General features: G+C 73.0%; 25 protein-coding genes. 12 read left to right on the forward strand and 13 right to left on the reverse strand.

Features of this window, described 5'->3' with window-relative positions; all coding sequences use genetic code 11:
• Positions 1 to 196 precede the first annotated feature (196 nt).
• A complete protein-coding gene (gene qcrB / locus NUM_RS33535; RefSeq protein WP_207128950.1) occupies positions 197 to 1,765 on the reverse strand; it encodes a cytochrome bc1 complex cytochrome b subunit in 1,569 nt (522 codons plus the stop codon).
• A 133-nt stretch (positions 1,766 to 1,898) separates the two neighbouring features.
• Here qcrB and NUM_RS33540 point away from each other — a divergent pair, with 133 nt between their 5' ends.
• Positions 1,899 to 3,272 (forward strand): cystathionine beta-synthase, encoded by a 1,374-nt coding sequence (locus NUM_RS33540; protein ID WP_207128951.1) that lies wholly within the window; start codon positions 1,899 to 1,901, stop codon positions 3,270 to 3,272.
• Positions 3,272 to 4,414, forward strand: coding sequence for a phosphotransferase (locus NUM_RS33545; RefSeq protein ID WP_207128952.1), 1,143 nt, complete (start codon positions 3,272 to 3,274; stop codon positions 4,412 to 4,414). The genes NUM_RS33540 and NUM_RS33545 overlap by 1 nt, the downstream gene beginning before the upstream one ends.
• On the opposite strand, the gene NUM_RS33550 is transcribed toward NUM_RS33545, so the two are convergent.
• From NUM_RS33550 to NUM_RS33565, 4 genes are all read right to left on the reverse strand, one after another.
• Positions 4,350 to 4,919, reverse strand: a complete 570-nt coding sequence (locus NUM_RS33550) for a GNAT family N-acetyltransferase (protein WP_207128953.1) — start codon at positions 4,917 to 4,919, stop codon at positions 4,350 to 4,352. The genes NUM_RS33545 and NUM_RS33550 overlap by 65 nt on opposite strands.
• A 108-nt stretch (positions 4,920 to 5,027) precedes the next feature.
• Positions 5,028 to 5,384 carry a hypothetical protein gene (locus NUM_RS33555; RefSeq protein ID WP_207128954.1) on the reverse strand — a complete coding sequence of 119 codons (357 nt, stop codon included), beginning with the start codon at positions 5,382 to 5,384 and terminating at the stop codon, positions 5,028 to 5,030.
• Between the two features lie 236 nt (positions 5,385 to 5,620).
• Positions 5,621 to 6,256: a peptide-methionine (S)-S-oxide reductase MsrA gene (gene msrA, locus NUM_RS33560; RefSeq protein ID WP_207128996.1), complete on the reverse strand. Its 636-nt coding sequence runs from the start codon at positions 6,254 to 6,256 to the stop codon at positions 5,621 to 5,623.
• Positions 6,257 to 6,379: 123 nt separating this feature from the next.
• Positions 6,380 to 6,790 carry an HIT family protein gene (locus NUM_RS33565; RefSeq protein ID WP_207128955.1) on the reverse strand — a complete coding sequence of 137 codons (411 nt, stop codon included), beginning with the start codon at positions 6,788 to 6,790 and terminating at the stop codon, positions 6,380 to 6,382.
• 55 nt (positions 6,791 to 6,845) lie between these two features.
• On the opposite strand from NUM_RS33565, the gene NUM_RS33570 reads away from it, so the two are divergent.
• From NUM_RS33570 to NUM_RS33580, 3 genes are all read left to right on the forward strand, one after another.
• The gene (locus tag NUM_RS33570) at positions 6,846 to 7,985 is read left to right on the forward strand and encodes a cystathionine gamma-synthase (RefSeq protein WP_207128956.1); all 1,140 of its coding nucleotides are present in this window, start codon (positions 6,846 to 6,848) and stop codon (positions 7,983 to 7,985) included.
• Between the two features lie 207 nt (positions 7,986 to 8,192).
• On the forward strand, positions 8,193 to 8,549 hold the full coding sequence (locus tag NUM_RS33575; RefSeq protein WP_207128957.1) for a nuclear transport factor 2 family protein: 357 nt from the start codon (positions 8,193 to 8,195) through the stop codon (positions 8,547 to 8,549).
• A 121-nt stretch (positions 8,550 to 8,670) separates the two neighbouring features.
• The gene (locus NUM_RS33580) at positions 8,671 to 10,035 is read left to right on the forward strand and encodes an amidase (protein ID WP_207128958.1); all 1,365 of its coding nucleotides are present in this window, start codon (positions 8,671 to 8,673) and stop codon (positions 10,033 to 10,035) included.
• Positions 10,036 to 10,069: 34 nt separating this feature from the next.
• Here NUM_RS33580 and NUM_RS33585 read toward each other — a convergent pair whose 3' ends face one another.
• The 3 genes from NUM_RS33585 to NUM_RS33595 all read right to left on the reverse strand — a co-directional run bounded on the left by NUM_RS33585 (position 10,070) and on the right by NUM_RS33595 (position 11,795).
• Complete coding sequence (locus NUM_RS33585) at positions 10,070 to 10,513, reverse strand: DUF2269 family protein (protein WP_207128959.1); 444 nt, start codon at positions 10,511 to 10,513, stop codon at positions 10,070 to 10,072.
• A gap of 302 nt (positions 10,514 to 10,815) precedes the next feature.
• On the reverse strand, positions 10,816 to 11,292 hold the full coding sequence (locus NUM_RS33590) for an NUDIX hydrolase (RefSeq protein WP_207128960.1): 477 nt from the start codon (positions 11,290 to 11,292) through the stop codon (positions 10,816 to 10,818).
• Positions 11,293 to 11,315: 23 nt separating this feature from the next.
• Complete coding sequence (locus NUM_RS33595) at positions 11,316 to 11,795, reverse strand: MarR family winged helix-turn-helix transcriptional regulator (RefSeq protein ID WP_207128961.1); 480 nt, start codon at positions 11,793 to 11,795, stop codon at positions 11,316 to 11,318.
• A gap of 87 nt (positions 11,796 to 11,882) precedes the next feature.
• Between NUM_RS33595 and NUM_RS33600 the strand changes: the two genes are divergently transcribed.
• Positions 11,883 to 12,599, forward strand: a complete 717-nt coding sequence (locus tag NUM_RS33600) for a VOC family protein (protein WP_207128962.1) — start codon at positions 11,883 to 11,885, stop codon at positions 12,597 to 12,599.
• Positions 12,600 to 12,648: 49 nt separating this feature from the next.
• Here NUM_RS33600 and NUM_RS33605 read toward each other — a convergent pair whose 3' ends face one another.
• On the reverse strand, positions 12,649 to 13,911 hold the full coding sequence (locus tag NUM_RS33605; RefSeq protein ID WP_207128963.1) for a citrate synthase: 1,263 nt from the start codon (positions 13,909 to 13,911) through the stop codon (positions 12,649 to 12,651).
• 66 nt (positions 13,912 to 13,977) lie between these two features.
• Between NUM_RS33605 and NUM_RS33610 the strand changes: the two genes are divergently transcribed.
• On the forward strand, positions 13,978 to 15,042 hold the full coding sequence (locus NUM_RS33610; protein ID WP_207128964.1) for a DUF2332 domain-containing protein: 1,065 nt from the start codon (positions 13,978 to 13,980) through the stop codon (positions 15,040 to 15,042).
• Positions 15,043 to 15,090: 48 nt separating this feature from the next.
• Here NUM_RS33610 and NUM_RS33615 read toward each other — a convergent pair whose 3' ends face one another.
• The 3 genes from NUM_RS33615 to NUM_RS33625 all read right to left on the reverse strand — a co-directional run bounded on the left by NUM_RS33615 (position 15,091) and on the right by NUM_RS33625 (position 16,656).
• Positions 15,091 to 15,291, reverse strand: coding sequence for a PspC domain-containing protein (locus NUM_RS33615; RefSeq protein WP_207128965.1), 201 nt, complete (start codon positions 15,289 to 15,291; stop codon positions 15,091 to 15,093).
• 232 nt (positions 15,292 to 15,523) lie between these two features.
• Positions 15,524 to 16,024, reverse strand: a complete 501-nt coding sequence (gene greA / locus NUM_RS33620) for a transcription elongation factor GreA (protein ID WP_207128966.1) — start codon at positions 16,022 to 16,024, stop codon at positions 15,524 to 15,526.
• Positions 16,025 to 16,155: 131 nt separating this feature from the next.
• Positions 16,156 to 16,656 carry a DUF4307 domain-containing protein gene (locus NUM_RS33625; RefSeq protein ID WP_207128967.1) on the reverse strand — a complete coding sequence of 167 codons (501 nt, stop codon included), beginning with the start codon at positions 16,654 to 16,656 and terminating at the stop codon, positions 16,156 to 16,158.
• Positions 16,657 to 16,742: 86 nt separating this feature from the next.
• Here NUM_RS33625 and mca point away from each other — a divergent pair, with 86 nt between their 5' ends.
• From mca to NUM_RS33650, 5 genes are all read left to right on the forward strand, one after another.
• The gene (gene mca / locus NUM_RS33630; RefSeq protein WP_225919027.1) at positions 16,743 to 17,615 is read left to right on the forward strand and encodes a mycothiol conjugate amidase Mca; all 873 of its coding nucleotides are present in this window, start codon (positions 16,743 to 16,745) and stop codon (positions 17,613 to 17,615) included.
• A gap of 221 nt (positions 17,616 to 17,836) precedes the next feature.
• On the forward strand, positions 17,837 to 18,100 hold the full coding sequence (locus NUM_RS33635; protein WP_207128998.1) for a hypothetical protein: 264 nt from the start codon (positions 17,837 to 17,839) through the stop codon (positions 18,098 to 18,100).
• A gap of 288 nt (positions 18,101 to 18,388) precedes the next feature.
• On the forward strand, positions 18,389 to 20,878 hold the full coding sequence (locus NUM_RS33640; protein WP_207128968.1) for a putative bifunctional diguanylate cyclase/phosphodiesterase: 2,490 nt from the start codon (positions 18,389 to 18,391) through the stop codon (positions 20,876 to 20,878).
• A gap of 107 nt (positions 20,879 to 20,985) precedes the next feature.
• Positions 20,986 to 22,698 carry a glycoside hydrolase family 43 protein gene (locus NUM_RS33645; protein ID WP_207128969.1) on the forward strand — a complete coding sequence of 571 codons (1,713 nt, stop codon included), beginning with the start codon at positions 20,986 to 20,988 and terminating at the stop codon, positions 22,696 to 22,698.
• Positions 22,699 to 22,782: 84 nt separating this feature from the next.
• On the forward strand, positions 22,783 to 24,849 hold the full coding sequence (locus NUM_RS33650) for a thioredoxin domain-containing protein (protein ID WP_207128970.1): 2,067 nt from the start codon (positions 22,783 to 22,785) through the stop codon (positions 24,847 to 24,849).
• Between the two features lie 265 nt (positions 24,850 to 25,114).
• Here NUM_RS33650 and NUM_RS33655 read toward each other — a convergent pair whose 3' ends face one another.
• A complete protein-coding gene (locus NUM_RS33655; protein WP_207128971.1) occupies positions 25,115 to 25,426 on the reverse strand; it encodes a nuclear transport factor 2 family protein in 312 nt (103 codons plus the stop codon).
• Positions 25,427 to 25,565: the final 139 nt, after the last annotated feature.

Genomic DNA, 25,565 nt, shown 5'->3' on the forward strand with positions numbered 1-25,565 from the left:
CCGGCGCCGGGGCGCAGCAGCCCCCGGCGGGCGACCGGCACCAGCCGGAGGACACCCCGACCGGCGGTCGGCGCCCCGCGGAGGCCCGGTTCGGCCCGGTGGGCGACACGTCCCGCTAGGCGCCGCCGCCACACCCCGGACCCAGGCACGGTCACGGACCGGGGCCGGCGGCTCGCCCAGGATCGCGGCGCCCGGGTCAGTGCCGGGAGCCGGTGAGTTCGGCGGGCGCCGGTTCGTCCGGCGTCGACTGCACGGGGACGAAGAACCCCTTCACCGGCGGGTCGAGCACGCCGAGCCGGTTCGGCTTCTTCGGCACCGCCCACCCCCGGTACGGCACGGGCTCGTCGCCGTCCGCCAGCGGCTGGTGCACCTCGACGAACGCTCCGTTGGACAGCCGCTTGACGATGCCGGTCTCGACGCCGTGCGCAAGAACCTCCCGGTCGTGTTGTTGCAGTCCGAGGCAGATCCGGTGCGCGAGCAGGTAGGCCAGCGGCGGCAGGATCAGCAGCGCGATCCGGCCGGCCCAGGTCATCGCGTTCAGGCTGACGTGGAACTTGTCGGCGATCACGTCGTTGCCCGCGGACAGCGTCAGGACCAGCCAGAACGTCACCGCCATCGCGCCCAGGCCGGTGCGCGCCGGTACGTCGCGGGGCCGCTGCAGCAGGTTGTGGTGGGCCCGGTCGCGGGTGAACCGTTGCTCCAGGAACGGGTAGAGCAGCCCGCCGAGCAGCATCCCGACCAGCGGTGGAACCCCGGCGAAGAACACCGCGGGCACCGTGTACCCGTGGCCGAGCAGGGAGAACCGCAGCTCCCAGGCGGGGAACAGGCGCACCGACCCGTCCAGGAACATCACGTACCAGTCGGGCTGCGAGGCGGACGACACCACGGCCGCCTGGTACGGCCCGAACAGCCAGATCGGGTTGATCTGGATCAGCCCGCCGAACAGCGCCAGCACGCCGAACACGATCATGAAGAAGCCGCCGCCCTTGGCCGCGAAGCCCGGGAACATGCGGTGCCCGACCACGTTGTGCTCGGTGCGCCCCGGGCCGGGCCACTGGGTGTGCTTCTGCTTGACCAGGAGCGCCAGGTGCAGCGCGATCAGCCCGAGAATGATGCCGGGTACGACGAAGACGTGCAGGATGTAGAACCGTTCCAGGATCACCGTGCCCGGGAACTCGCCGCCGAACAGCGAGAACGAGATCCAGCTGCCGACGACCGGGATCGACATGATGATCGCGTCCACGATGCGCAGGCCGGTGCCGGACAGCGCGTCGTCGGGCAGCGAGTAGCCGAGCAGCCCCTCGGTGAAGCCGAGCCAGAACAGCAGGAACCCGACCATCCAGTTCAGCTCACGCGGGCGCCGGAACGCGCCGGTGAAGAACGTGCGCAGCAGGTGCACGACGATCGCGGCCATGAACAGCAACGCGGACCAGTGGTGGATCTGCCGCAGGATCAGCCCGCCACGCACGTCGAACGACAGGTCGAGCGACGACGCGTACGCGGCGGACATCCGCACGCCGCGCAACGGCAGGTACGAGCCGTGGTAGACGACCTCCGCGGACGACGGGGTGAAGAAGAACGCGAGGAAGGTGCCGGACAGCAGCAGGACGACGAACGAGTAGAGCGCGATCTCGCCCAGCATGAACGACCAGTGGTCCGGGAAGACCTTGTTGAACAGCGTGCGCAGCGGACCGGCGCCGGCCAGCCGCCGGTCCGCCCAGTCGGCGACGGTGGGGATCGCCGGACGGTGCCGATCTTCTACCATGGGTAGAAGTTACTACGAAATGTAGAAGATGGGAACACCCGCCGGCAGCCGCCGGAATCGAGCCATCGTTAAGCTCGACAGACATCACCGGCGGTGGCCGGGTCTCCCGGCGCGAACGAAGGAGCACAACGGCGTGCGTTACCACGACTCTGTCGTCGACCTGATCGGCGACACTCCGCTGGTCCGGCTGCGCAACGTGATCGGCGAGCGCACCCGGGCCACCGTGCTCGCCAAGGTCGAGTACTTCAACCCCGGCGGCAGCGTCAAGGACCGCATCGCGGTCCGCATGATCGACGCCGCGGAGGCGTCCGGCGAGCTCAAGCCCGGCGGTACCATCGTCGAGCCGACCAGCGGAAACACCGGGGTGGGGCTGGCCATCGTCGCGCAGCAGCGCGGGTACGACTGCGTGTTCGTCTGCCCCGACAAGGTCAGCGAGGACAAGATCAACGTCCTCCGGGCGTACGGGGCGCGGGTCGAGGTCTGCCCGACCGCGGTGGCGCCGGAGGACCCGCGGTCCTACTACAACGTCTCCGACCGGCTGGTGCGCGAGATCCCCAACGCCTGGAAGCCCGACCAGTACTCCAACCCGAACAACCCGCGGTCGCACTACGAGACCACCGGGCCGGAGCTGTGGGACCAGACCGAGGGCCGGATCACCCACTTCGTCGCCGGCATCGGCACCGGCGGCACCATCTCCGGTACCGGCCGGTACCTCAAGGAGATCTCGAACGGCGCGGTGCGCATCGTTGGCGCCGACCCGGAGGGCTCCGTCTACTCCGGCGGCACCGGCCGGCCGTACCTGGTCGAGGGGGTCGGCGAGGACTTCTGGCCGGACGCGTACGACCGGAGCGTGTGCGACGAGATCGTGCCGGTCTCCGACTCCGACTCGTTCGAGATGACCCGCCGGCTGGCCCGCGAGGAGGGGTTGCTCGTCGGCGGCTCCTGCGGCATGGCCGCCGCCGCGGCGGTCCGGGTGGCCGAGACGGCCGGGCCGGACGACATCGTGGTGGTGCTGCTGCCCGACGGCGGCCGCGGCTACCTGTCGAAGATCTTCAACGACGGCTGGATGGCCCGCTACGGCTTCCTCGCCACCGGCGGTGAGACCGCCACCGTCGGCGACGCGCTCGCCGGCAAGCGCGGCTCCCTGCCCGAGCTGGTGCACGTGCACCCCACCGAGACGCTGCGCGACGCCATCGACATCCTCCGCGAGTACGGGGTGAGCCAGATGCCGGTGGTCAAGGCGGAACCGCCGGTCGTCACCGCCGAGGTCGTCGGCTCGGTCAAGGAACGCGACCTGCTCGACGCGGTCTTCACCGGCAAGGCACACCTGCACGACCCGATCGAGGGGCACATGTCCGCGGCGCTGCCGATGATCGGTGCCGGCCAGCCGGTCGGCGAGGCGATCGCGCTGCTGGAGCACGAGGACGCCGCGCTGGTGCTCGTCGACGGCAAGCCCAAGGGCGTGCTCACCCGGCAGGACCTGCTCGCCTACCTGTCCACCGCCTGATGCCGGCCGGCGCCTCCGGCGAGGCCGACGCCACCGCGGCTGCCGGTACCGCCGGAGCCGCCGCGCCGCTTGCCGGCCAAGGTGAATCCACCGCGGCCGAGTCGCTCGGCGGCCAGGGCGGGTCCACCGCGGCCGAGCCGTTCGGCGGGGAGGGCGGGTCCACCGCGGCCGGGCCGCTCGGCGGCCGGTCCGGCCGCACCGTCGCCGAACCCTTCGTGGACCGGGTCGGCTTCGGCGCTGCCGAGCTGGCCGCCGTGGGCGACCGGCTCGGTGCGCCGATCGTCGCGGTGCGCCCGCTGACCGGCGGGTACCGCAACCGCAACGTGGCGGCGCGCACCGCATCCGGCCACCGGTACGTGCTGCGCCGGTACCTCGATCCGGCCGCCTGCGCGGTCGAGTCGGCGCTCGCCGTGCGGCTCGCCGACAGCGCGGTACCGGTGCCCCGGCCGGTGTTCGCCGACCCGGCCGGCGCGCTGCTCGGCGACCCGCTGCTGGTCTCCGCGTTCGCCGCCGGCACCCCCGGCGACCGCGTCATCGGGTACGGCACGGCGCAGGACGCGGCCGGCATCGGCGCGGCGATGGGCGAGACGCTCGCCGCGATCGGGTCGGTACGGTTCACCGCACCCGGCTTCCTCGGCCCGGACCTGACCGTCACCGGTGGGCCGGTGGCGACCGGCCTGGCCGAGTTCGTCGCCGGCCAGCTGCCGGACAGCAACGCCGCGGCCGCGTTCACCCCGGCCGAACTCGACGCGCTGCGGGCGCTGGCCGAACGGTCCGCGCCGCTGGTCGAGACGGTCCGCGCCGAGGCGCGGCTGGTGCACTGCGACTACAACCCGAAGAACGTCCTGGCCGTGCGCGACGGCGGCGGCTGGCGGATCGGCGCGGTACTGGACTGGGAGTTCGCGCTGTCCGGTTCGCCGATGTTCGACCTCGGCAACGCGCTGCGGTTCGCCGCCGACCGGCCCGCCGGCTACGCCGACCGGTTCGTCGCGGCGTTCCGGGACGCCGGCGGGCTGCTGCCGGCCGACTGGCGGGCGGTGGCCGAAGCGGTCGACCTGTTCGCGCTGGTGCAGTTCCTCAGCCGGCCGACCGATCATCGCTACTTCGCGAAGTCGGTGGCGTTGCTGCGTCGACGGTTGTGACCGGGTCCTCGTTGCCGGCGGCGACCGTGTCTTCCGCCAGCTCCAGCTGGTAGCCGATCTCGGTCGGGTACGGCGGGAAGCCCGCGGTGCCGGTGCGGCCGTCGATCCGCCACCCGTGCCGCTCGTACAGCGAGCGCGCGTTCCGGTTGTCCGCCAGCACCCACAGCCGGGCGGTCCGGTGCCCGTCCGCGCGGGCGCCGTCCACCGCGGCGGCGAGCAGGCGCGCGCCGTACCCGCGGCGCCAGTACGCGGGATCGACGTAGAGCCGGGAGATCAGGTCGGCCTGCCGGGTGACGAAGCCGACCGCGGTCGAGCCGTCCCCGACACCGACGAGCACCTGGCAGGCCGGGTCGGTCAGCATCGCCCACGACTCGGCCAGCACCTGCTGGTCGGGGAACGGGTACTGCTCGGCCGGGAAGATGTGGCCATAGGCGGCGAGCGAGGCCGCCCGCTGGATCGCCAGCAGCCGCTGAGTGTCCTCCGGTACTCCCGCGCGCAACCACATGCCGCGAGCGTACTGCCCGGGCCCGGCCCGGCCGCCGGGTGGACCGCGCGGACAGACGACGGCGGGCCGACCCCGAATCCGGGTCGACCCGCCGTCGTCGAGCGGTGCTCAGGTGTTCATGTACGGGTTGTTCGGGTCCGAGTAGTCGGCCTCGTGGTACTGCCCGTCCGAGCCCAGCGCGACCGCCTGGTCGTAGCTGCCGTCGCCGTTGGTGTCCTCGGCGGCGTAGGTCAGGTTGCCGCTGCTGTCGTACGTGCCGGTCACGTCGGCGGTGCCGTCACCGTTGGTGTCCGCCTCGACGGCGTCGATGCTGCCGTCGCTGCCCTCGTCGACGCCCTGGTAGTCGGCGGTGCCGTCACCGTTGGTGTCGATCAGGTACTCGGTGTCGCTGCCGTCGTGCTGCACGTCGATCGTGTCGTCGACGCCGTCGCCGTTGACGTCGGCCTCGTAGGTCTCGTCGCTCATCGCGCTGCTCCCTCGTGTATCTACCTGCGTGTCCGGCGCGTTGCCCGCTCTCCGGTGCGTCGAACACGAAGGTACAGGTGGCTCGCGAACCGGCTCATCCCGTCTTCGTGCCACGCCGGCATCGGCCACCGGCGACCACGAACCGTTGCCCCTGCACGCACCGACGGGAGCCGCCGGCAGGCGACTCCCGTCGTACTCGACCGCTGGCCCGGCTCACCCGGGGCGGCCACGGTGGGTCAGGAACCGGTACGGGCCACCCCGATCGGGCAGCTCAGCCCGTTCGGGCCGTGATTGCAGTAGCCGTACGGGTTCTTCGCGTCGGACAGGTACTGCTGGTGGTAGTCCTCGGCGTAGTAGAAGTCGGTCAGCGGCGCGATCTCGGTGGTGATCGCGCCCAGCCCGGCCCCGGTCACCGCGGGCTGGAACGCCTGCTTGGTGCGCTCCGCCGCGGCCGCCTGCTCGGCGTCGGTGGTCAGCACGATCGACCGGTACTGGGTGCCGCGGTCGTTGCCCTGCCGCATGCCCTGCGTCGGGTCGTGGTTCTCCCAGAACGTCTTCAGCAGCTGCTCGTACGAGACCTTCGCCGGGTCGTACACCACCTGGACCACCTCGGCGTGTCCGGTGCCGCCCGAGCAGACCTCCTCGTACGTCGGGTTCGGGGTGCTGCCGCCGGCGTAGCCGGCCGCGGTCGAGTACACGCCGGGCAGCTGCCAGAAGATCCGCTCGGCGCCCCAGAAGCAACCCATCCCGAACACGGCGACCCGGTAGCCCTCGGGCCAGGGGCCGCGCAGCGGGGCGTCCAGCACGGTGTGCCGGTCGGCGACCGGCATCGCCTCCGGTCGGCCCGGCAGCAACTGGTCGGCGGTCGGCATCCTGGTCGAGTGGCCGAACAGGTTCACGTCGTCCCTCCTCGCTGGTGACTCACCAGCCAACGTGCTGGTGATTCATCAGGGGAAACGGCATCGGCGGGCCCGCTGTTCCCGCGGGGACGGGCGCTACAGCGCGGCCCGGATCCGGGCGGCGAAGTCGGCCGCTTCGGCCTCGTCCGCGTACTTCGTCCGCGGCCAGAAGAACCCGCGCAGCCCGTCCTTGCGGTTGCGCGGCACCACGTGCACGTGCAGGTGCGGCACGCTCTGGCTGACCGTGTTGTTGAGCGCGACGAAGCTGCCGGCCGCCGCCAGCCCGGTCTGCACCGCGCCGGCGATCCGCTGTACCACGCCGAAGAAGGCACCGAGGTCGTCGGCCGGCATATCGGTCAACGTCGCCCGGTGCACCCGCGGTACGACCAGGGTGTGGCCCTTGAACACCGGCCGCGCGTCCAGGAACGCCACCGCGGTCGGCTCGTCGAGCACCACCTGAGCCGGCACCTCGCCGGCCACGATCGCACAGAACAGACAGTCCGCCACGGCCACAGCGTACGGGTCGGCCCGTGAACGCCACGCCAACCGTTAGGCTCGGCCAATGAACCAGAGCTTCGAGACTCTTGCCATCCATGCCGGGCAGGAGCCGGATCCCCGCACCGGCGCGGTGATCCCACCCATCTACGCCACGTCCACCTACGCGCAGGACGGGGTCGGCGGCACCCGGGAAGGCTACGAGTACTCCCGGACGAAGAACCCGACCCGGGCCGCGCTGGAGGAGTGCCTCGCCGCGCTGGAGGGCGGCCGGCGCGGCTTCGCGTTCGCCTCCGGGATGGCCGCCGAGGACACCCTGCTGCGCACCCTGTGCCAACCGGGCGATCACGTGGTGATCCCGGACGACGCGTACGGCGGGACGTTCCGGCTGTTCAGCAAGGTCGCCGCGCGCTGGGGCCTGTCCTGGACCGCGGCCAGACTGTCCGATGTGGACAGCGTGCGGGCGGCGATGACCGACGCAACCAAGCTGGTCTGGTGCGAGACGCCGACCAACCCGCTGCTGTCGATCGCCGACATCACCGCGCTCGCCGGGCTGACCCACGAGCACGGCGCCAAGCTGGTGGTGGACAACACGTTCGCCTCGCCGTACCTGCAGCGGCCGCTGCTGCTCGGTGCCGACGTGGTGGTGCACTCCACCACCAAGTACCTCGGCGGGCACTCCGACGTGGTCGGCGGCGCGCTGGTCGTCGACGACGACGAGACCGCCGAGCAGATCGCGTTCCACTCCAACTCGATGGGCGCGGTCGCCGGCCCGTTCGACGCCTGGCTGACCCTGCGCGGTGCCAAGACCCTCGCGGTACGGATGGACCGGCACTGCGACAACGCCGAGCGCATCGCCGCGTTCCTGGCCAACCACGACGCCGTCGCCTCGGTGCTGTACCCGGGGCTGGAGACGCACCCCGGGCACGAGACCGCGGCGAAGCAGATGCGCCGGTACGGCGGGATGGTCAGCTTCCGGCTCGCCGCCGGCGCCGACGCGGCGGTCCGGGTGTGCGACCGGGCGAGGCTGTTCACCCTGGCCGAGTCGCTCGGCGGGGTCGAGTCGCTGATCGAGCACCCCGGCCGGATGACGCACGCCAGCGCCGCCGGCTCGCCGCTGGAGGTGCCGAACGACCTGGTCCGGCTGTCCGTCGGGATCGAGAACGTCGACGACCTGCTCGCCGACCTGAGCCAGGCGCTCGCCTGAGGCTCCCGTCGCGGTGCGGACGGTCCGGCCCACCGGACCGTCCGCACTGCACCGGTTCGGCCCGCGGGACCGTCCGCGCCGCGCCGGTTCGGCCCGCGCGCCCGCCGACCCGTCCGGGTTCGCTTGTGCGCCAAGCGAACCCGCGGTGCCGACCACGATCTGGAATCGGGGTCGGGGCCGCGCCGCCGGCGCCGGTAGGGTTCCACTGTGGACATCGACGACGCGCAGCGGTTCGCCGCCCGCTGGGAAGCCAACTGGAACTCGCACGACCTGGACCGGGTCCTCGCCGACTACGCGGAGGACGTGGTGTTCCGGTCCCCGTTCGCGGCGACCGTCGTCGGCACCGACACCATCGTCGGCAAGCCGGCCCTTCGCGCGTACTGGACCGCCGGGCTCGCGCGGCTGCCCGACCTGCACTTCACCGTCACCGGTGTCCAGCTCTGCCTGGACACCGTGGTGATCAACTACCGCAACGAGGCGGGTCGCGCGGTCAGCGAGGTGCTCCGCCTGCGCGACGACCTGGTCGTCGACGGCTTCGGCGCCTACGGCCCCGCCCCGCACTGACCGCCCGATCGGCCGCGGTGTGACCGTGCGTGATCTTGTGTCACATGCTGTACCTGGATGTCTGCATCGGGGCCGGAACTGGCACCATGGACGCGCTGCTGCCGAAAAGGGGGCGGGGTCCATGGCTTGGGTCGGTGCCACGGCGAGCGAGATCGCGCGGGCGGTGCGACGCGGCGACGCCACCGCGGGCGAGGTGGTCGACGAGCACCTGCGCGCGCTGCCCGCCGCGGACGAGCAGCTGCACGCGTTCCGCGAGGTACGCACGGTGCCCGCGCTCGGCGAGGCGAACGTCATCGACGACCTGCCCGACCTCGGCGGGCTCGCGCTCGCCGGCGTGCCGGTCGCGGTCAAGGAGAACGTGCCGATCGCCGGCGAGACCCTCTGGTACGGGTCGACCGCCGCGAGCCTGCCGCCGGCCGAGGCCGACCACGAGGTGGTCCACCGGCTGCGCGGTGCCGGTGCCGTCGTCGTCGGTACCACCCGGATGCCGGAGCTGGCGCTGTTCCCGGTCACCGACGACGAGACCGCGATCACCCGCAACCCGTGGCAGCTCGACCACACCCCGGGCGGTTCGTCCGGCGGGTCGGCCGCCGCCGTCGCCGCGGGCATGGTGCCGATCGCGCACGGCAACGACGGGCTCGGTTCGCTGCGCATCCCAGCCGCCTGCTGCGGCCTGGTGGCCCTCAAGCCGGGCCGCGGCGTGGTGCCGGCGGACATCGGCGAGACCGACTGGTTCGGCATGGCGGAGAACGGCGTGCTCGCCACCACCGTCGCGGACGCCGCGCTCGGCCACGCGGTGCTGGCCGACGACGGTGGCCGGCTGGTCGGCCGCCGGCCCGCGGAACCACCCCGGCTCAACGTGGCCGTGTCGCTGCGCAGTCCGGTGGTCGGCGTGCTGCCCGACACCCCGGTACGCGACGCCGTCGGCCGGATCGCCCGGGTCCTGGTGGGGCTCGGGCACAGCGCCCGGCGGGCCGACCCGCGCTACCCGCCCCGGCTGGTCAAGGCGACCATGGCCCGCTGGTTCGCGTCCGCGTACGCCGACGCCGAGCGGTTCGGGCCGGAGACGCTGCAGCCGCGTACCCGGCGGCACGCCCGGATCGGCGCGTTCGCCTTCGGTCACGGCTTGGTCCGCGAGGCGGACGCGGAGCGCTGGCGGGACGACAGCCTGGCCTTCTTCGAGCGGCACGACCTGCTGCTCACCCCGGTACTGGCCGGCCCGCCACCGGCCGCCCGCCGCTGGTCGGCCCGCGGCTGGCTGCCGAACGTGCTGACCGCGGTGCGCTACGCCCCGTACGCGGCGCCGTGGAACGTCGCGGCGCTGCCGGCGCTGACCGTACCGGCGGGGACCCGGCCGGACGGGCTGCCGGTCGGCGTGCAGCTGGTCGGCCCGCCGGGCAGCGAGTGGCTGCTGCTCGGGGTGGCCGCCCAGCTGGAGGAGGCCGCCCCCTGGCCCCGGCACGCCCCGGGGTACCCGCAGCGCTGACCGCGCCGCCGATCGACGACCACGGGCGGCGTGCTCAGAAGGGGCGGGCGACCATCATCACGACGATGAACACGAACAGCAGGCTGGCCACCCCGGCGAGCGCGCTGATCCGGCCGCGCAACGCGCCGACCCGGGCATCGTCCACCGGGTCGGCCTCGATCGCCCGGGCGGCCCGCCCCAGGTCGGGCACCACCAGGGCGAGCACCAGCACGATCGCCACGATGTACGCGATGACCGAGAGCAGCAGCCACAGGTCGGAGAAGCTGAACCAGTCCGGCTTGCTGCCCATCACGCCGAAGCCGAACAGGAAGACCAGGATCGAGCCGAACCCGAACACCGCGGTCTGCCGCGCGCCGCTGCGGACCGCGGCGGCGTCACGCTGCCGGATCGCCCGCAGCGCGGTCATCGGAATCACCGCCACCGGGCCGATCAGGAAGACGGCCAGCACCACGTGGATCGTCAACAACACCGTGAACATGACCTGAGCCTACGACGCCGGACCCCGGCCCGGTGCCCGGCGTGCCGCCGCGGCCGGGTCGGCACCGTCGTCAGGTCGGCACTGCCGTCAGGTCGGCATTGCCGTCAGGTCGGCACCGCTGTCGGGTCGGCACCGGTTCAGGCGGCACCGCTGTCGGGTCGGCACCGCTGTCAGGTCGGCGCTGCGGGTGGCGCGGTTCGGCCCATCGGACGGCCAGCTCCGTGCGCGGCACCCCGTTCCGCCCGCCGGCCGGCGCGCGGCACCCGGTCATCCACAGTAGACCGTCCGGTGTGGACGGCCGTTCAGCGGGAGTACGACCAGGAGGTCATCTCGCCGTGCTCGAACGGCATGCAGCCGTGGAACGGCGTGGGGTCGTCGTCGAACACCATCGGCAGGAACAGCCGGTCGCTCGGCCACATCGGCAGCTCGGGCAGCCGCTCGAGCGGCACCCACTCCAGGGTGCCCTCGTGGTTGCCGGCGTGCGCGGTGCCCTGCCAGGCCGTGATCCGGAACAGGAAACCGAACCAGTCCGCGCCGTGGTGGCCGAAGCCGGGCCAGGAGATGGTGCCGCGCAGCGTCATCGCCTCGACCGCCAGGCCGGACTCCTCGGCGATCTCGCGGCGCATCCCGGCGGCGACGTCCTCGTCCGGTTCCAGCTTGCCGCCGAGCCCGTTGTAGTGCCCGTAGTGCAGGTCGTCGGGCCGCTTGTTGCGGTGGATCAGCAGGACGTCGTGGCCGTCGGTGACGTAGCCGAGGGTGGCGAGGATCGGGGTCAGCACGGGCCGATTCTGCCACGCCGCCGTCAGCTGTCCACAGTGGACTGTCCGGCCGTACCGTGGTCGCGCAGTTCGGTGGTGGCCCGGTGGTACGCGTCGGTGGCCCGGGTGAAGTAGTCGAACAGCGTGGTGAGCTGCTCCGGCGAGTACGACGCGAGCAGCTCACCGATCTCCCGGCGCGCCGGGTCGTGCACGCCGTCGAGGTTCGTCGCCGGCGCGGCCGGTTCGAGCATGATCCTGCGACGGTCCGTGGGGTCGGGCACCCGGCGCAGGTGGCCGGCCCGCTCCAGCCGGTCGATCAGCCGGGTGGTGGCTCCGGTGGTCAGCCCGGTACGGCGGGCCAGCTCGCCGGAGGTCATGGCGCCGCCGAGCGCGAGCAGGTTCATCGCGTACAGGTCGGAGGCGCCGAGGCCGATCGCGCTCGCGCTGGCCTGGCCGTGCAGTACCACGGCGCTCAGATAGCGCCGGTAGACCTCGTGCGCGTTCGCCGGCATCCCGCTTGACATCCCTGAATTACCTTCCCTAATCTAATAACTGCACTGATGCAGATGTCGCATCGGGGCAGACAACACGCTAACACTCGAAGGAGCATCATGACCGCCACCGCAGGCCGCTTCGTCTGGCACGAGCTGCGCACCGTCGACATCGCCGCCGCCCCCGGCTTCTACCAGCAGCTCTTCGGCTGGACCACCGAGGAGTACCCGATGGGCCGGCTGATCCGCGCCGGCGACACCGTGATCGGCGGCATCAGCGAGGTCAAGCTCGGACTCGGCGGCCACTGGACTCCGTACGTGGGCGCCGACGACGTGGACGCCGTCGCCACCGCGGCCGCGGCCGCCGGCGGCATCGTCACCACCGGCCGCCCCGCCGACGTGCCCGGCGCCGGGCGGATCGCGCCGATCCTCGACCCGGACAGGTCGATCTTCTGCTCGTTCGCACCGGAGCGCCCCGCCGGCACCGCGCCGACCGGGTTCGTCTGGGACCGGCTGCGCACCCCGGACGTCGCCGCGGCGGCCGGGTTCTACGCGGCGACCGTCGGCTGGCACGCCACGGTGGCACCCGGCCGCGACGCCGCGGTGTTCGACGCGCCGGACGGCACCCGGGTCGCCGAGGCGATCGCCGTCGACGCCGGCGCGCCGACCGGCTGGCTGCCGTTCGTCGGGGTCGCCGACCTCGACGCGGCGCGCGCCACCGCGACCCGGCTCGGCGGTACCGCGGGGGAGGCGGCGGACATCGCCGGCGTCGGGTCGTACGCGATCGTCACCGACCCCGAGGGGGCCACCGTCGCCGCGTTCCAGCCGGTTGCCTGATCCGCTGGGCCACCACGGATCCCGCCCAGTCCACTGTGGAGGCTCGGGGTCACTGCTCCGGGCACGGTGCGGCGCCGACGTAGACGGCGCGCGGGCGGAACCGGAACCGGTGGCGGTACTCCTCGATCGTGTGGCCGAGCAGCCCCGCGCACCGGCCGAGCACGAACACCGCTTCGGCGCTGCCCGGCGCGAGACCGTACGTCACGGCGAGCGCGCCGAGCGCCAGATCGAAGTTGGGGCGGGGGCCGCCGTGCCGGCCGACCGCCGCGACCAGCTCGTCGAGCCGGCCGGCCAGCGGGCCACCCGGGTCCGGCCCGAGCAACCGCAGGACCGCCTCGGCGCGCGGATCGGTACCGGTGTAGACGGCATGCCCGAAGCCCGGCACCGGCGCACCCGCCGCGAGCCGGTCGGCCACCAGGTCGGCCACGGTACGGCCGGCCGCCAGCTCGGCGAGCATCCCCTCGGCGGCACCGACCGAACCGCCGTGCAGCCCACCGCCGAGCGCCGCCAGCCCCGCCAGCACCGCCAGGTACGGATCGGCCCGGGCCGAGGCGGCCACCCGCGCCGCGAGCGCGCTCACCGCGAGTTCGTGGTCGGCGCTGAGCACCAGCGCGGCGTCGAACGCGCGGAGCTGGGTCGGTGTCGGTGGCCGGTCGGCGCAGCCGGCCCACAGCCGGGCGGCGATCCCGTCGTCCACCGGCGTGCTGCGGCGCGGCAGCCCGTCGACGGCGGCGGCGATCAGGCCCCGGCCGGTCGCGGCCACCGCCGCCGGCCGCTGGTCGTACCGGAACGGGTCGCTCGTCGGCAGCGCGGCCACGGTGACCCGGAACCGGTCGGCCGGCGGGGTGCCCGCCGGCAGCGCGGCCTGCACCCGGTGCGCCACCGCGAGCATCGCCTCGTCCGCGACCCACGCGGCCTCGTGCGCCACCGCTTCGCCGCGCTCGCCCGCACCCGGCTCGTCGGTCGGGCCGCTGGAGTGCGTGCCCGCGTCGGTCCAGAGCAGCTCGGCGACCTGCTCGAACGGCCGTGCGGCGAGCGTGGTGGCGTCGCGGCCCCGGAAGTAGAGCCGGCCGGCCGGGTCGAGCAGCGTCAGCTCGGTGTCCAGCACCACGTCGAGCGCGCCGGCGCGACCGCCCCGGCGGGCCCGCGCGGCGAGCCGTTCCACCTCGGCCCGCTCGAACCGGGAGCTGCGCCGGTCGCCGCCGCGGTGCCGGGTGAGCTGGCCGCGGCTGACGTACGCGTACACGGTGGCGGCCTTGACGCCGAGTAGCTGCGCGGCCTGCTCGGTGGTCAACCATCGGGGATCGGACATCCGCCCACGATATGTTGATGCAATCAATATTGACAACATGTCGCCGCGAGGCAGAGCCTGGCAGCCATGACCGTCGACGACGTGCGCCGCCCCACCCGCCGCGACCTCGCCCGCCGCTTCTCGCACGGCGAGCGGGAGTTCCCCACCTCGCCGCTCTACCAGCGGCTGGCCGGCATCGTCGCCGCCGACGACCGGCTGCTCGCCGTCGCCGAGCACTGCCGCGCCGGCCAGCAGCCCACCAACCTGCTGTTCGCCGCGGTGCACTTCCTGCTGCTGTCCGAAACCGGCACACCGGCGCCGCTCGCCGGCTGGTACCGGTCGCTCGGCGGCACCCGTGATCCCGGCGATCCGGCGCTGACCAGGGAGTTCACCGATTTCTGCCGGGCCACCGAGGCCGAACTGATCGCGCTCGTCACGACGCGGTTGGTGCAGACGAACGTGGTCAAGCGCTCCGCCGCGCTGCGGATCGGGTTGGCCGCGATCGACGAGCCCGGCCCGGTCACGCTGCTGGAGGTCGGCGCCAGCGGCGGCATCCACCTCGCCTTCGACGCGTACCGCTGCCGCATCGGCGACACCGAGGTCGGCCCGGCCGGCTCCCCGGTACGCATCGAGACCCGCTGGCGCTCGTCGCGGCCGGTGCCGACCCGCATCCCCGAGATCGGCGACCGGCTCGGTGTCGATCTCCACCCGATCGACCTGACCGATCCGACCGAACGCCGCTGGCTGCGCGCCCTGGTCTGGCCGGAGAACCTCCCGCAGTACGAGCTGCTGCGGGCCGCGACCGAGCTGGTCGCCGCCCGCCGTCCGCGGATCCTCGCCGGCGACGCCGTCACCGCGCTGCCGCGGCTGGACGCGGACCTGCCGACCGACCGCCCGCTCGTGGTCTGGCACGCCGCCACCCGGGTGCACGTACCGGAGGAGCGCCGCGCCGCGTTCGACGCCGCGATCGGCGCGCTCGGTCGGCGCCGGCGGCTGTACACCGTGTCGTTGGAGACCCCGGACGACACCACCGAGTGGTACGAGCGGTACGGGATCAGCTATGCCTTGCAGGTGCGGGCCGGGGCGGGGCCGGCTCGCCGGCTCGCCGCCGCCGACGGCCACCTCACCTGGATCGAGCCGCTCCCCGCCTGAGCGGTCGGGCCACCCGGCCCGAGCGGTCAGGCCACCCGGCCCGAGCGGTCAGGCCACGTGGTAGCTGACCCGGTCCTCGTTCGGCATCAGCAGCCAGAGGATCGCGTACACCAGCACCTGGCTGCCGGGCAGGATCACGGAGAGCACGAACAACAGCCGGACCAGGCCCACCGACAGCCCGAACCGGTGCGCCAGCCCCGCGCACACCCCGGCGATCATGCGGCCCTCGCGCGGTCGATACAACGCCATGGCACCCTCACCCCTTCGTCGTTCCGGACCTCGTCCGGACAAGATCAACGGTAGGCGCGGCGCCGGCCCGGGACATCGGCTCCGGGACGGATCTGTGCGGCCCCGGCCCCTACGGGCGGTACCGGGCGGGCCGCCGGGGCACACCCCGACGCCCGATCCGCGTGACCGGGTGCCGACACGGCGAAGGCGCCCGCCGCGAACCGCGGGCGGGCGCCTCCGGCGAGGTCGCGCGTCAGCCCTGGTAGGGCTCGAAATCGACGATCGTGACCGAGATGTCGGCGCCACTCGGCGCGGTGTAGCTCACCGTGTCGCCCGCGTTGTGGCCGAGGATCGCCTGCCCCAGCGCGGACTCCGGGCTGTACACGGTCAGGTCGGTGGTCGCCGCGATCTCGCGCGAACCGAGCAGGAACTTCTCGGTGTCGTTCGGGTCGCCGTCGAACTGGATCGTCACCACCGTGCCGGGCGCGATCGAGTCGCTCTTCGGCGCCTCACCGACCCGCGCGCCGCGCAGCAGCTCCTGCAGGTAGCGGATCCGGCCCTCCATCTTGCTCTGTTCCTCGCGAGCGGCGTGGTATCCGCCGTTCTCGCGCAGGTCGCCCTCTTCACGCCGCTCGTTGATCTCCGCGGCGATCTCCGGCCGCTTGGCGATGAGCTCGTCAAGCTCGCTCTTGAGCCGGTCATGGGCGTCCTGGGACAGCCAGGTCACAGGTGCCTCGCGGTCGGTCGTCGACACTTGGTACTCCTTCACGTGCGATCCTCGCCGGCGCGCCGGCGCTGACTGCGAATTTCCAAAGCTAGCAGCGGAGCACACCAATGGGTGTACCCCGACTCACGGAATGCTGTCGGACGGCTGCGGTGTGTCGGCTAGTGCGCCGGGCCGCAGCCCACGACTTCGGCTGTGTACGCCTGGCGGGACGTGTGCAGCGAATAGGCCACGGTGTCGTGGCCCGCACCCGCCGGAACCGCCACGTCGGCCCTGCCCACCTCGGCGCCGTCGTAGGCGCGGGACCGGACCGTACAGCTGGTCGCCTTGTCGTCGGGGCGCGTGATCCGCAGGGTCATCGTCACCGTGGACGAACTCACCACCGCCGAACGCACCACCTGGGCCTGGTATTCCGACTCTCCGTACTGCTGGTAGTAGCCGACGGAGACGACCAGGCCCGCCACGAGAACCCCGGCAATCAGCACCGGAAGCACCCATCGCGGCGTCGCGCGACGCTCCCGCCGGTGGCCGTAACGGCCCGGCGGGAATGTCGGCGTCGTCACGCCGCTCCGGATGCTGGTCACGATCGATGTCCTCGCAGTGTTGTCAGATGCGTCGGCAAGAATGCTGTACCGACGCCCCAGGGACAGCGGTTCCATCATGCCAGCGAGACCTGGTAAAGCCAGCCGGCCGTGCGCCGGCCGGCTGGATATGGGCTAAGTCACACGATGAGTTTCGAGGAGCATACGTGTCCGGTGATCTCCGCCTGATGGCGGTGCACGCACACCCCGACGACGAGTCCAGCAAGGGCGCCGCCATGATGGCGCGGTACGCGCGGGAGGGCGTCGAGGTCATGGTCGCCACCTGCACCGGCGGCGAGCGCGGCGACGTGCTCAACCCGAAGATGGACCGCCCCGAGGTGTGGCGCGACCTGGCCGAGATCCGGTCGAAGGAGATGGCGGCGGCGCGCGAGATCCTCGGCGTGCAGCAGGCCTGGCTCGGCTTCGTCGACTCCGGCTACCTGGAGGGCTACACCCCCGCCCGGGTCGACGAGCTGCCCGAGGACTCGTTCGCCCGGGTGCCGGTGGAGGTCGCCGCGGCGCCGCTGGTGCGGCTGATCCGCGAGTTCCGGCCGCAGGTCGTCACCACCTACGACGAGCAGGGCGGCTACCCGCACGCCGACCACATCATGTGCCACACGGTGACGATGGAGGCGTTCGAGGCCGCCGGCGACCCGGAGCGGTACCAGGAGTTCGGCGAGCCGTGGCAGCCGAGCAAGCTCTACTACGACATGGGGTTCAGCAAGGACCGCATCCTGGCCCAGCACGAGGCGATGCTCGCCGCCGGGCTGGAGTCGCCGTGGGCCGAGGCGATCGAGAAGTGGGACTGGAGCCGGGACAAGGGCGGCCGGGTGACCACCCGGGTGCCGTGCGGGGAGTACTTCTCGATCCGGGACGACGCGCTGCGGGCGCACGCCACCCAGGTCGACCCGGACGGGCAGTGGTTCCGGGTGCCGCTCGACATCCAGCAGAAGGTGTGGCCGACCGAGGACTTCGAGCTGGCGAAATCGCTGGTCGAGACGTCCCTGCCGGAGGACGACCTGTTCGCCGGGCTGCGCTGATCCGGCACCTGTCCCAGGCGTACCGTTGACGCACCGGCCGGCGCAGCAGCGACGGCGCCGGCCGATGCGTGGAATGCGCCGAGGGTGTGGAGGTGCCGACGATGTCCGTGCTCGCTGCCGGGTCGGCCGTGGTCGGCGCAGTGTCGTCGGTGCAGGCGGTGTCGCCGGTGCGGGCGCTGCCGCTGGCGAAGAACAACTTCGGCGACACCGAGGCCGGCGGCATGGCCGGGCCGCTGGGCCTGGTCGTGATCATCCTGCTGGCGATCGCCACCGTGCTGCTGATCCGCAACATGAACCGACGGTTGCGTCGCCTGCCCGCTCGGTTCGACGATGGTTCGACATCCGAGCAGCCCCTCCCGCTCGACGAGGTTTCGGGGCAGGATCACACGGGCGAGGACCATTCCGGTGGCGACCATCCCGAGCAGAGCGAGGCGGCCGGTGATGCGGAGGCGAGCAGCCAGTCGGGTTCGACCGACCAGCGCTGACCGTGTGCCGTCGGTACGCCACGCGAAGTCGCCCCTGTTTCACTCTCTGAGTAGATTTACTCCGACCGTTTTGTCGGACTGCGCCCCTTCGGCCGCTTCGGTACCATCGATCGGGTCACATCGGCCGGTTTTCCAATTCCGATTGATACCGGACATCCCTACTCTCATGGCGGGGAGGTGCCGGACCCTTTCTGCCGTACCGAGAAGGGGGGTGCACCGCTCATGCGTGAGGTCAGCTGGGGATGACGGCGCTGCCGACGCGGCGCGGGTGTGGGAGGAGGCAGGCGGATGAAGTCCGTCCGGCCCTTCTCCGGCTCGGTGCCGGGCGGGTTGCGCGTCCTGGTGGCCGTGTCCTGCCTGGTGGCGCTGGCGATCGCCGGTGGTGCGATCGCCGGGGCCGAGCACCCACCCGGGCCCTACCGTTTCCTTGCCACGATCGGTCTGTTCGCTCTCGCCCGCAGTGTCGCGCTCTGGATCCGCGCAGGTAGTCAGCGGCTCGGCGTGCACTGGGGCGAGGCGGCGCTGCTCGTCGGCATGTGTCTGCTGCCGCCGCACTGGCTGGTCGCGGTCGTCCCGGTCGGAGTCCTGGCCGGCGGCCTGATCAGCGGTGCGGCGCCGATCAAGGCGCTGTACAACACGGCCGCGGCCACCATCGGGGTGGCCGCGGCCTGCTCCGTCGCCGCCGCACTCGGTGGGGTCGGCGACGTGCCGCCGCTCACCGCGCGCACCGGGCTGGCGCTGGCCGCCGGCGGCGTGACATACTGGCTGGTCAGCTTCCCGTTCGCGGCGGCGGCGATCTGGCTGACGGCCGGTCGCACCCGGGCCCGCGACGCGGTGTTCAGCAACCTGAGCGCGAAGCTCGTCATGCTCGCCGGCAACATCACGCTCGGGCTGGTCGCGGTCGGGCTCGGCCTCGCCGACTTCCGCTACCTCGCCGCCGGGCCGCCGCTGATCTGGCTGCTGCACGAGGTGTACACGGCGCGGATGCGGGCCGGCGACGAGCGCCGGGCCTGGCAGGAACTGGCCGGCGCGGTGCACGCGATGAGCCGGCTGGACGTGTCCGGGGTGGTGTCCGCGGCCGCGGCCGGCGCGCACCGGCTGTTCTCGCCGGAGTCGGTCGAGGTCGCGGTGTGCCGCTCCGGCGCACCGACCCAGCGGTACCGCAGCGACACCGCCGGCGAGGTCCACCAGGTCACCGAATCGCCGCTGGACGGCACCGGGGTGCTCGTGCACGAGCTGTCCGTCGGTGCGGAGACGGTCGGTGAGCTGCGGGTCCGGTTCCACGATCCGAGCACGGTCGGCGCCCGGGAACGGCTGGCGCTGTCCGCGTTCGCCGACGCGCTCGGCGCCGCGCTGCACAACGCGTCCTCGCACGCCCGGCTGCAGGAGATGGCCGACCGCAAGGCGTACGAGGCGGAGCACGACCTGCTCACCGGCCTGGTGAACCGGATCAAGCTGCTGGAGTACGGCGACGAGCAGCTGCGGGTGGAGCCGGACGAGGACCCGCGCGAGGTGGCGCTGCTGCTGCTCGACCTGGACCACTTCAAGGACGTCAACGACACCCTCGGGCACGCCGCCGGCGACCAGCTGCTGCGGGCGATCGCCACCACGCTGTCCGCCCGGGTCGAGTCGGACGAGATGCTGGCCCGGCTCGGCGGGGACGAGTTCGCGCTGCTCATCCCGTCCCCGCCGGTGTGGCGGCAGGGCTCCGAGTACGCCGCAGAACGGGCCCGGCAGCTCGCCGCCGCGCTGGCCGCGCCGGTGGAGATCGCCGGGGTAGCGCTGTCGGTGGAGGCGGCGATCGGGGTGGCCGCGGTGCCGGCCGGCGGCTGCGTCATGGCCGAGCTGCTCCGCCGCGCCGACGTGGCCATGTACCAGGCGAAACGCACCGGCCGGGCGATCTGCCGGTACGACCCGGCGCGGGATGCGGCGAGCACCGACCGGCTGGCGCTGCTGGCCGAGCTGCGCGCCGCGCTGGCGGTCGACGACCAGCTGATCCTGCACGTCCAGCCGGCGATCGACCTCGCGTCGGGGGAGCCGACCGGGGCCGAGGCGCTGATCCGGTGGCAGCACCCGCGGCGCGGGCTGATCGGCCCGGGCGAGTTCGTCGGGGTGGTCGAGCAGAGCGAGCTGGTCGGCCCGTTCACCCGGTACGTGCTGGACGTCGCGCTCGGCGTGATGTCCCGCTGGGGCGCGGAGGGGCTCGACATCCCGGTCGCGGTGAACATGTCGGCGCGCAGCCTGCTGGACCGCAACCTGCCGGCCGACGTGGCCGAGCTGCTCGGCCGGCACCACGTGCCGCCGGAGCGGCTGGTCCTGGAGATCACCGAGACGGTGATGATGACCGAGCTGGACATCATCGACGACGTGCTGGCCGGGCTGCGGGCGCTCGGCGTGCGGCTGTCGGTGGACGACTTCGGCACCGGGTACTCGTCGCTGACGTTCCTGGCCCGGTTCGAGGTCGACGAGGTCAAGGTCGACCAGGAGTTCGTGGCCCGGATGGGCGAGGCGCCGGAGGCCGAGGCGATCGTCCGGTCCACCGTGGAGCTCGGGCGCGCGCTGGGGCTGCGGGTGGTCGCCGAGGGCGTCGAGACCGCGGAGCAGAAGGCGGCGCTGTCCGCGATGGGCTGCGAGGCCGGCCAGGGCTACCACTTCTTCCCGCCGATGCCGGCGGACAAGACCGCGAAGGTGCTCTGGACGCTGCGCCAGGCGGCCACCTCGCGCGGCGCGCAGGTGATCCCGCTGTCCGGCCGGACCGCCCAGCCCGGCCAGGAGTAGCCCGGTGGCGTGCGTCCGGTCCGGCGATTGACTGCCCGGTACGGCCTGGCTAGGTTGAGCCACCTGTGGTCGGGCGCGCCCCGCGGACGCCACAGGTGGAGGCGGACATGCGCAGGACGCGGATCGCTGGCATCGCGGTGTTGCTGTTGGCGTTGCTCGCCGGGACGCCGATGACGGCGGCGGCGCACGGCCGGCCCGCACCGCCGCACCGCACCAACGCCACCTACTTCAACTCGGCGAGCGTCGACGCCGCGGACCCGTTCGTGCTGTACGACAAGGCGAGCGGCAGCTACTACGCCTACTCCACCGACGGTGCGGACCGCGGCTGGCACTTCGCGATCTACCGGTCCGCGGACCTCGCCACGTGGCAGAAGGTGCCGGGTGGTGCGCTGCCGGCGAACGACGCGAACCAGTGGGGCAACACCTGGTTCTGGGCGCCGGAGGTCTACCACAACCCGAAGACCGGCCTGTACTTCCTGTTCTACGCGGCGCGGTCGGATGCGAACGCCGCGAAGTGGTTCGGCTACGCCGACTTCGAGGAGCCGTGCAAGGTCGGTGTGGCGGTGTCGCGCTCCCCGGCCGGCCCGTTCCACGACATCGCGAACCAGCCGATCGACTACTGGCCGTACGACCCGAACTACCACGACGTCAACCTGATCATGGGGCCGGACCAGAAGAAGCCGCCGGCCACCGAGGCCGAGGGGCAGACCGCGCCGCTCGGCACGTACCTGCCGTTCATCGATCCGAACGTGTTCTTCGACCGGGACGGCCGGATCTACCTGTACTTCTCCCGCAACGCGTACCGGAACTGGGTGTGGGACGACGACCTCGGCAAGTACGTCGAGGAGTCGAACATCTACGCGGTCGAGCTGACCGGCGACTGGTGGCGGGATCCGAGCGGGCAGACCATGCCGACGATCGCGCCGAACTACCGCGACGCGAACCGGCCGGCCGGAGACACCGGTGCGCGCAAGGACGGGTACGTGCGCGTCCTCGACTACGACCACGACAAGCAGTCGTGGGAGAACGCCGACGTGAACGACTACGCGAAGACCAACGGCCAGAACAAGGACCGCCGCTGGGAGGAGGGCTCGACGACCTGGGCCCGCACCGTGCACGGCCGGACGGTCTACTACCTCACCTACTCGGCGAACAACTGGCAGACCCCCGAGTACGGGGTGGGCTACGCGACCGCCGACAGCCCGCTCGGCCCGTGGCACAAGCACCCCGGCAACCCGGTGCTGAGCCAGAACGCGACGCTCGGCATGTACTCGACCGGGCACGGCAGCATCGTCGCCTCGCCGGACGGGAGCCAGCTGTACTACGTGCACCACGGCCGGCCGACCGCGACGACGCCGGACCGCCGGCTCTACACCGAGCGGCTCGCGTTCGACCCGAGGCACCCGGACGCGGACGGCAACCCGACGCTGCGGATCGAGCAGTCCACCGGCGACGAGCCGATCCCGTCCGGCGTCGCACCGTACGCCATCGACGCCTCGGTGTCGGCGCTGACGCTGGCTGCGGGCGGTACGCAGCAGGTCACCGCCGACGTCCGGAACGCCGACGGTGGTGCGCTGGCACTGACCAACCCGCTGAACCGGGTCACCGCCACCATCGGCGACCCGTCCGTGGCGACGCTGTCCGACGCGACCGGAGCCGGCGTGCAGGTACGGGCGCTGCGTGCCGGCCACACCTGGCTGCGCCTGACGTACCAGCGGCAACGCGCCGACGGCAGCTACGCCACCGTGCTCGACCGCGGCCCCGGCAACCCGGGCCCGGTCACCGTCACCGTCCGCGTCACGGTCACCGCGACACCCTGACGGCAGCGCCGGGCAGCCGGGGCCGGCGGAGGCGGTCGGGCCGGCCCGCCGGCGGCGCCGCGGGTGGCGTGTGACGATGGGGTGGTGAACCACCTTGCCGAGGCGACCTCGCCCTACCTCCTGCAACACGCGGACAACCCGGTGGACTGGTGGGAGTGGGGGGAGGCGGCGTTCGCCGAGGCGCGCCGGCGGGACGTGCCGCTGCTGATCTCCGTCGGGTACGCGGCCTGCCACTGGTGCCACGTGATGGCGCACGAGTCGTTCGAGGACCCGGCGGTGGCGGCGGTGGTCAACGAGCACACCGTGCCGGTCAAGGTCGACCGGGAGGAGCGGCCGGACGTCGACGCGGTGTACATGACCGCCACCCAGGCGATGACCGGGCAGGGCGGCTGGCCGATGACGGTGTTCGCCACCCCGGACGGCGCGCCGTTCTGGTGCGGCACGTACCTGCCGAAGGCGCAGTTCGTCGGGTTGGTCCAGGCGGTCGCCGGGGTCTGGCGGGACCAGCGGGACGAGGCGGTGGGGCAGGGCGCGGCGGTGACCGCGGCGCTGCGTCGCGCCGCCGCACCGGTACGCCCCGGGGCGCCGCTGACCGCCGAGCACCTCGCCGCGGCGACCCGCACGCTGGCCGGGCAGTACGACCGGGTGAACGGCGGGTTCGGCACGGCGCCGAAGTTCCCGCCGTCGATGGTGCTGGAGTTCCTGATCCGGCAGTACGAGCGGACCGGCGACACGGAGGCGCTGGCGCTGGTGCGGCACACCTGCGCGGCGATGGCCCGCGGCGGCATGTACGACCAGCTCGCCGGCGGGTTCGCCCGCTACGCCGTGGACGCCACCTGGACGGTGCCGCACTTCGAGAAGATGCTGTACGACAACGCCCTGCTGCTTCGCGCCTACACCCACCTGTGGCGGGCGACCGGCGACGAGACGGCCCGCCGGGTGGCCGCGCAGACCGTCGAGTTCCTGCTGCGCGACCTGCGGGTCGGCCCGGCGTTCGCGGCGTCGCTGGACGCCGACGCGGCCGGCACGGAAGGCAGCACGTACGTGTGGACGCCGGCGCAGCTGCGCGCCGTGCTCGGCGATGCGGACGGATCGTTTGCGGCGCAGGCGTTCGCGGTGACCGACGCCGGCACCTTCGAGGCCGGCACCAGCGTGCTGCAGCTGCCCGCCGCCGACGACACCCACGCCGCCGGTGACACCCTCGCCGCCGACGCTGTCGGCGATTCCCACTCCGCCGAACCGGTGCCGGGTGCAGGCGCCGGTGGTGAGGGCATGCCCGGATCCGACGACGCGCCGCGGCTTGCCTCGGTACGGGAGCGGTTGCTCGCGGCGCGCGCCGAGCGGCCGCAGCCGGCCCGGGACGACAAGGTGGTCGCCGCCTGGAACGGCCTCGCGATCACCGCCCTGGTCGAGTACGCGAACCTCACCGGTGACGTGGCCGCGGGCGACGCCGCCGTCGAGGCGGGGGAGTTCCTGGCCGGCGTGCACGTCGTCGACGGCCGGTTGCGGCGCGTCTCCCGCGACGGCCGGGTCGGCACCCCCGCCGGCGTACTCGACGACCACGGTGCGGTGGCGCAGGCGTTCTGCGCGCTGCACCAGCACACCGCCGACCCGGTCTGGCTCACCCGCGCCGAGGCGCTGCTTTCCGTTGCGCGGCAACACTTCCGTACCGACGATGGGTGGTACGACACCGCCGACGACGCGGAGCGGTTGGTGAGCCGGCCGGCCGACCCGACCGACAACGCGACCCCGAGCGGGCTGTCCGCGATCGCCGAGGCGCTGCTGACCTACGCGGCGCTGACCGGCTCCACCGAGCACCGGGACGACGCCGAGGGCGCCCTGTCGGTACTGGCGCCGATCGTCGCCGAGCACCCGCGGTTCGCCGGGCACGCGCTGACGGTCGCGGCGGCGGCGCTGACCGGGCCGTACCAGATCGCGGTGGTGGGTGGCGATGCGCTGCGCCCGGCGGCGTGGCGGGCCGCGCCGGCCGGTTCGGTGCTGGTCGCCGGGGAACCGGACGCGCCGGGGGTGCCGCTGCTCGCCGATCGCGGGCTCGTCGAGGGCGGCCCGGCCGCGTACGTGTGCCGGGGGTTCGTCTGTGACCGCCCGGCCCGGAGCGCCGAGGAACTGCGCGACGAGCTGTCCCGCTGACGGCACCGCGCGCCGGGCGTGCGGCAGGGGGTGGACCGAGCGGCCGCGACCGGCCCCGGCGGCTGGGCCCGAACGGCCCGGCCGCGAAACCCTCGGACCCGGAACGTTCGGGCCTGCAACGTTCGGGCCGGGAACGGCCGGGACTGGGAACGGCCGGGGCCGGGAACGGCCGGGACTGGGAACGGCCGGGACTGGGAACGGCCGGGACTGGGAACGGCCGGGACTGGGAACGGCCGGGGCCTGGAACGGCCGGGGCCGGGAACGGTCAGGCCTGGCCGGTCTCGAAGCGGCTGATCCGGCCGTCCGCGACGACGAAGTGCCACCGGGTGTCCATCGCGCCCCAGGTGGAGTTGGTGTAACGGACGAGCAGGTCGAGGCCGTCGTCGGACTCCGACTCGACGGACATTTTCCCGTCACTGGTGAAGATCTCCCGCTCGGTCCAGTCGCGCAGATCCCGGTCGGTGCCGTCGTCGGACATCGTCGCGTCGGGAGTGAGGGCCGCGGTCAGCGCCGCCCGGTCGCCGGCGTTGACCGCCGCGACGAACCGCCGCACCTCCGGCCGCGATGGCTCGATCATGGGTCCCTCCTCGCACGAAGTACCGGGTTCCGACGGTAGACGGACGGCGCGGCTCACCGCCCGGATTCGGCGCATCGTCCGTCGGTGACGCCGGAGAAGTCCGTCCGTGATCGCATATGTACGATCAGTCATCGCCCGA

It is taken from the genome of Actinocatenispora comari, assembly GCF_017312725.1.
GTDB lineage: Bacteria > Actinomycetota > Actinomycetes > Mycobacteriales > Micromonosporaceae > Actinocatenispora > Actinocatenispora comari.

Coding starts and splice junctions, on each gene's coding strand:
- qcrB (WP_207128950.1), bottom strand. CDS start 1,765: ATGGTAGAAGATCGGCACCGTCCGGCGATCCCCACCGTCGCCGACTGG.
- NUM_RS33545 (WP_207128952.1), top strand. CDS start 3,272: ATGCCGGCCGGCGCCTCCGGCGAGGCCGACGCCACCGCGGCTGCCGGT.
- NUM_RS33550 (WP_207128953.1), bottom strand. CDS start 4,919: ATGTGGTTGCGCGCGGGAGTACCGGAGGACACTCAGCGGCTGCTGGCG.
- NUM_RS33555 (WP_207128954.1), bottom strand. CDS start 5,384: ATGAGCGACGAGACCTACGAGGCCGACGTCAACGGCGACGGCGTCGAC.
- msrA (WP_207128996.1), bottom strand. CDS start 6,256: ATGCCGACCGCCGACCAGTTGCTGCCGGGCCGACCGGAGGCGATGCCG.
- NUM_RS33570 (WP_207128956.1), top strand. CDS start 6,846: ATGAACCAGAGCTTCGAGACTCTTGCCATCCATGCCGGGCAGGAGCCG.
- NUM_RS33580 (WP_207128958.1), top strand. CDS start 8,671: ATGGCTTGGGTCGGTGCCACGGCGAGCGAGATCGCGCGGGCGGTGCGA.
- NUM_RS33585 (WP_207128959.1), bottom strand. CDS start 10,513: ATGTTCACGGTGTTGTTGACGATCCACGTGGTGCTGGCCGTCTTCCTG.
- NUM_RS33595 (WP_207128961.1), bottom strand. CDS start 11,795: ATGTCAAGCGGGATGCCGGCGAACGCGCACGAGGTCTACCGGCGCTAT.
- NUM_RS33600 (WP_207128962.1), top strand. CDS start 11,883: ATGACCGCCACCGCAGGCCGCTTCGTCTGGCACGAGCTGCGCACCGTC.
- NUM_RS33605 (WP_207128963.1), bottom strand. CDS start 13,911: ATGTCCGATCCCCGATGGTTGACCACCGAGCAGGCCGCGCAGCTACTC.
- NUM_RS33610 (WP_207128964.1), top strand. CDS start 13,978: ATGACCGTCGACGACGTGCGCCGCCCCACCCGCCGCGACCTCGCCCGC.
- NUM_RS33615 (WP_207128965.1), bottom strand. CDS start 15,291: ATGGCGTTGTATCGACCGCGCGAGGGCCGCATGATCGCCGGGGTGTGC.
- NUM_RS33625 (WP_207128967.1), bottom strand. CDS start 16,656: ATGATGGAACCGCTGTCCCTGGGGCGTCGGTACAGCATTCTTGCCGAC.
- NUM_RS33635 (WP_207128998.1), top strand. CDS start 17,837: ATGGCCGGGCCGCTGGGCCTGGTCGTGATCATCCTGCTGGCGATCGCC.
- NUM_RS33640 (WP_207128968.1), top strand. CDS start 18,389: ATGAAGTCCGTCCGGCCCTTCTCCGGCTCGGTGCCGGGCGGGTTGCGC.
- NUM_RS33645 (WP_207128969.1), top strand. CDS start 20,986: ATGCGCAGGACGCGGATCGCTGGCATCGCGGTGTTGCTGTTGGCGTTG.
- NUM_RS33655 (WP_207128971.1), bottom strand. CDS start 25,426: ATGATCGAGCCATCGCGGCCGGAGGTGCGGCGGTTCGTCGCGGCGGTC.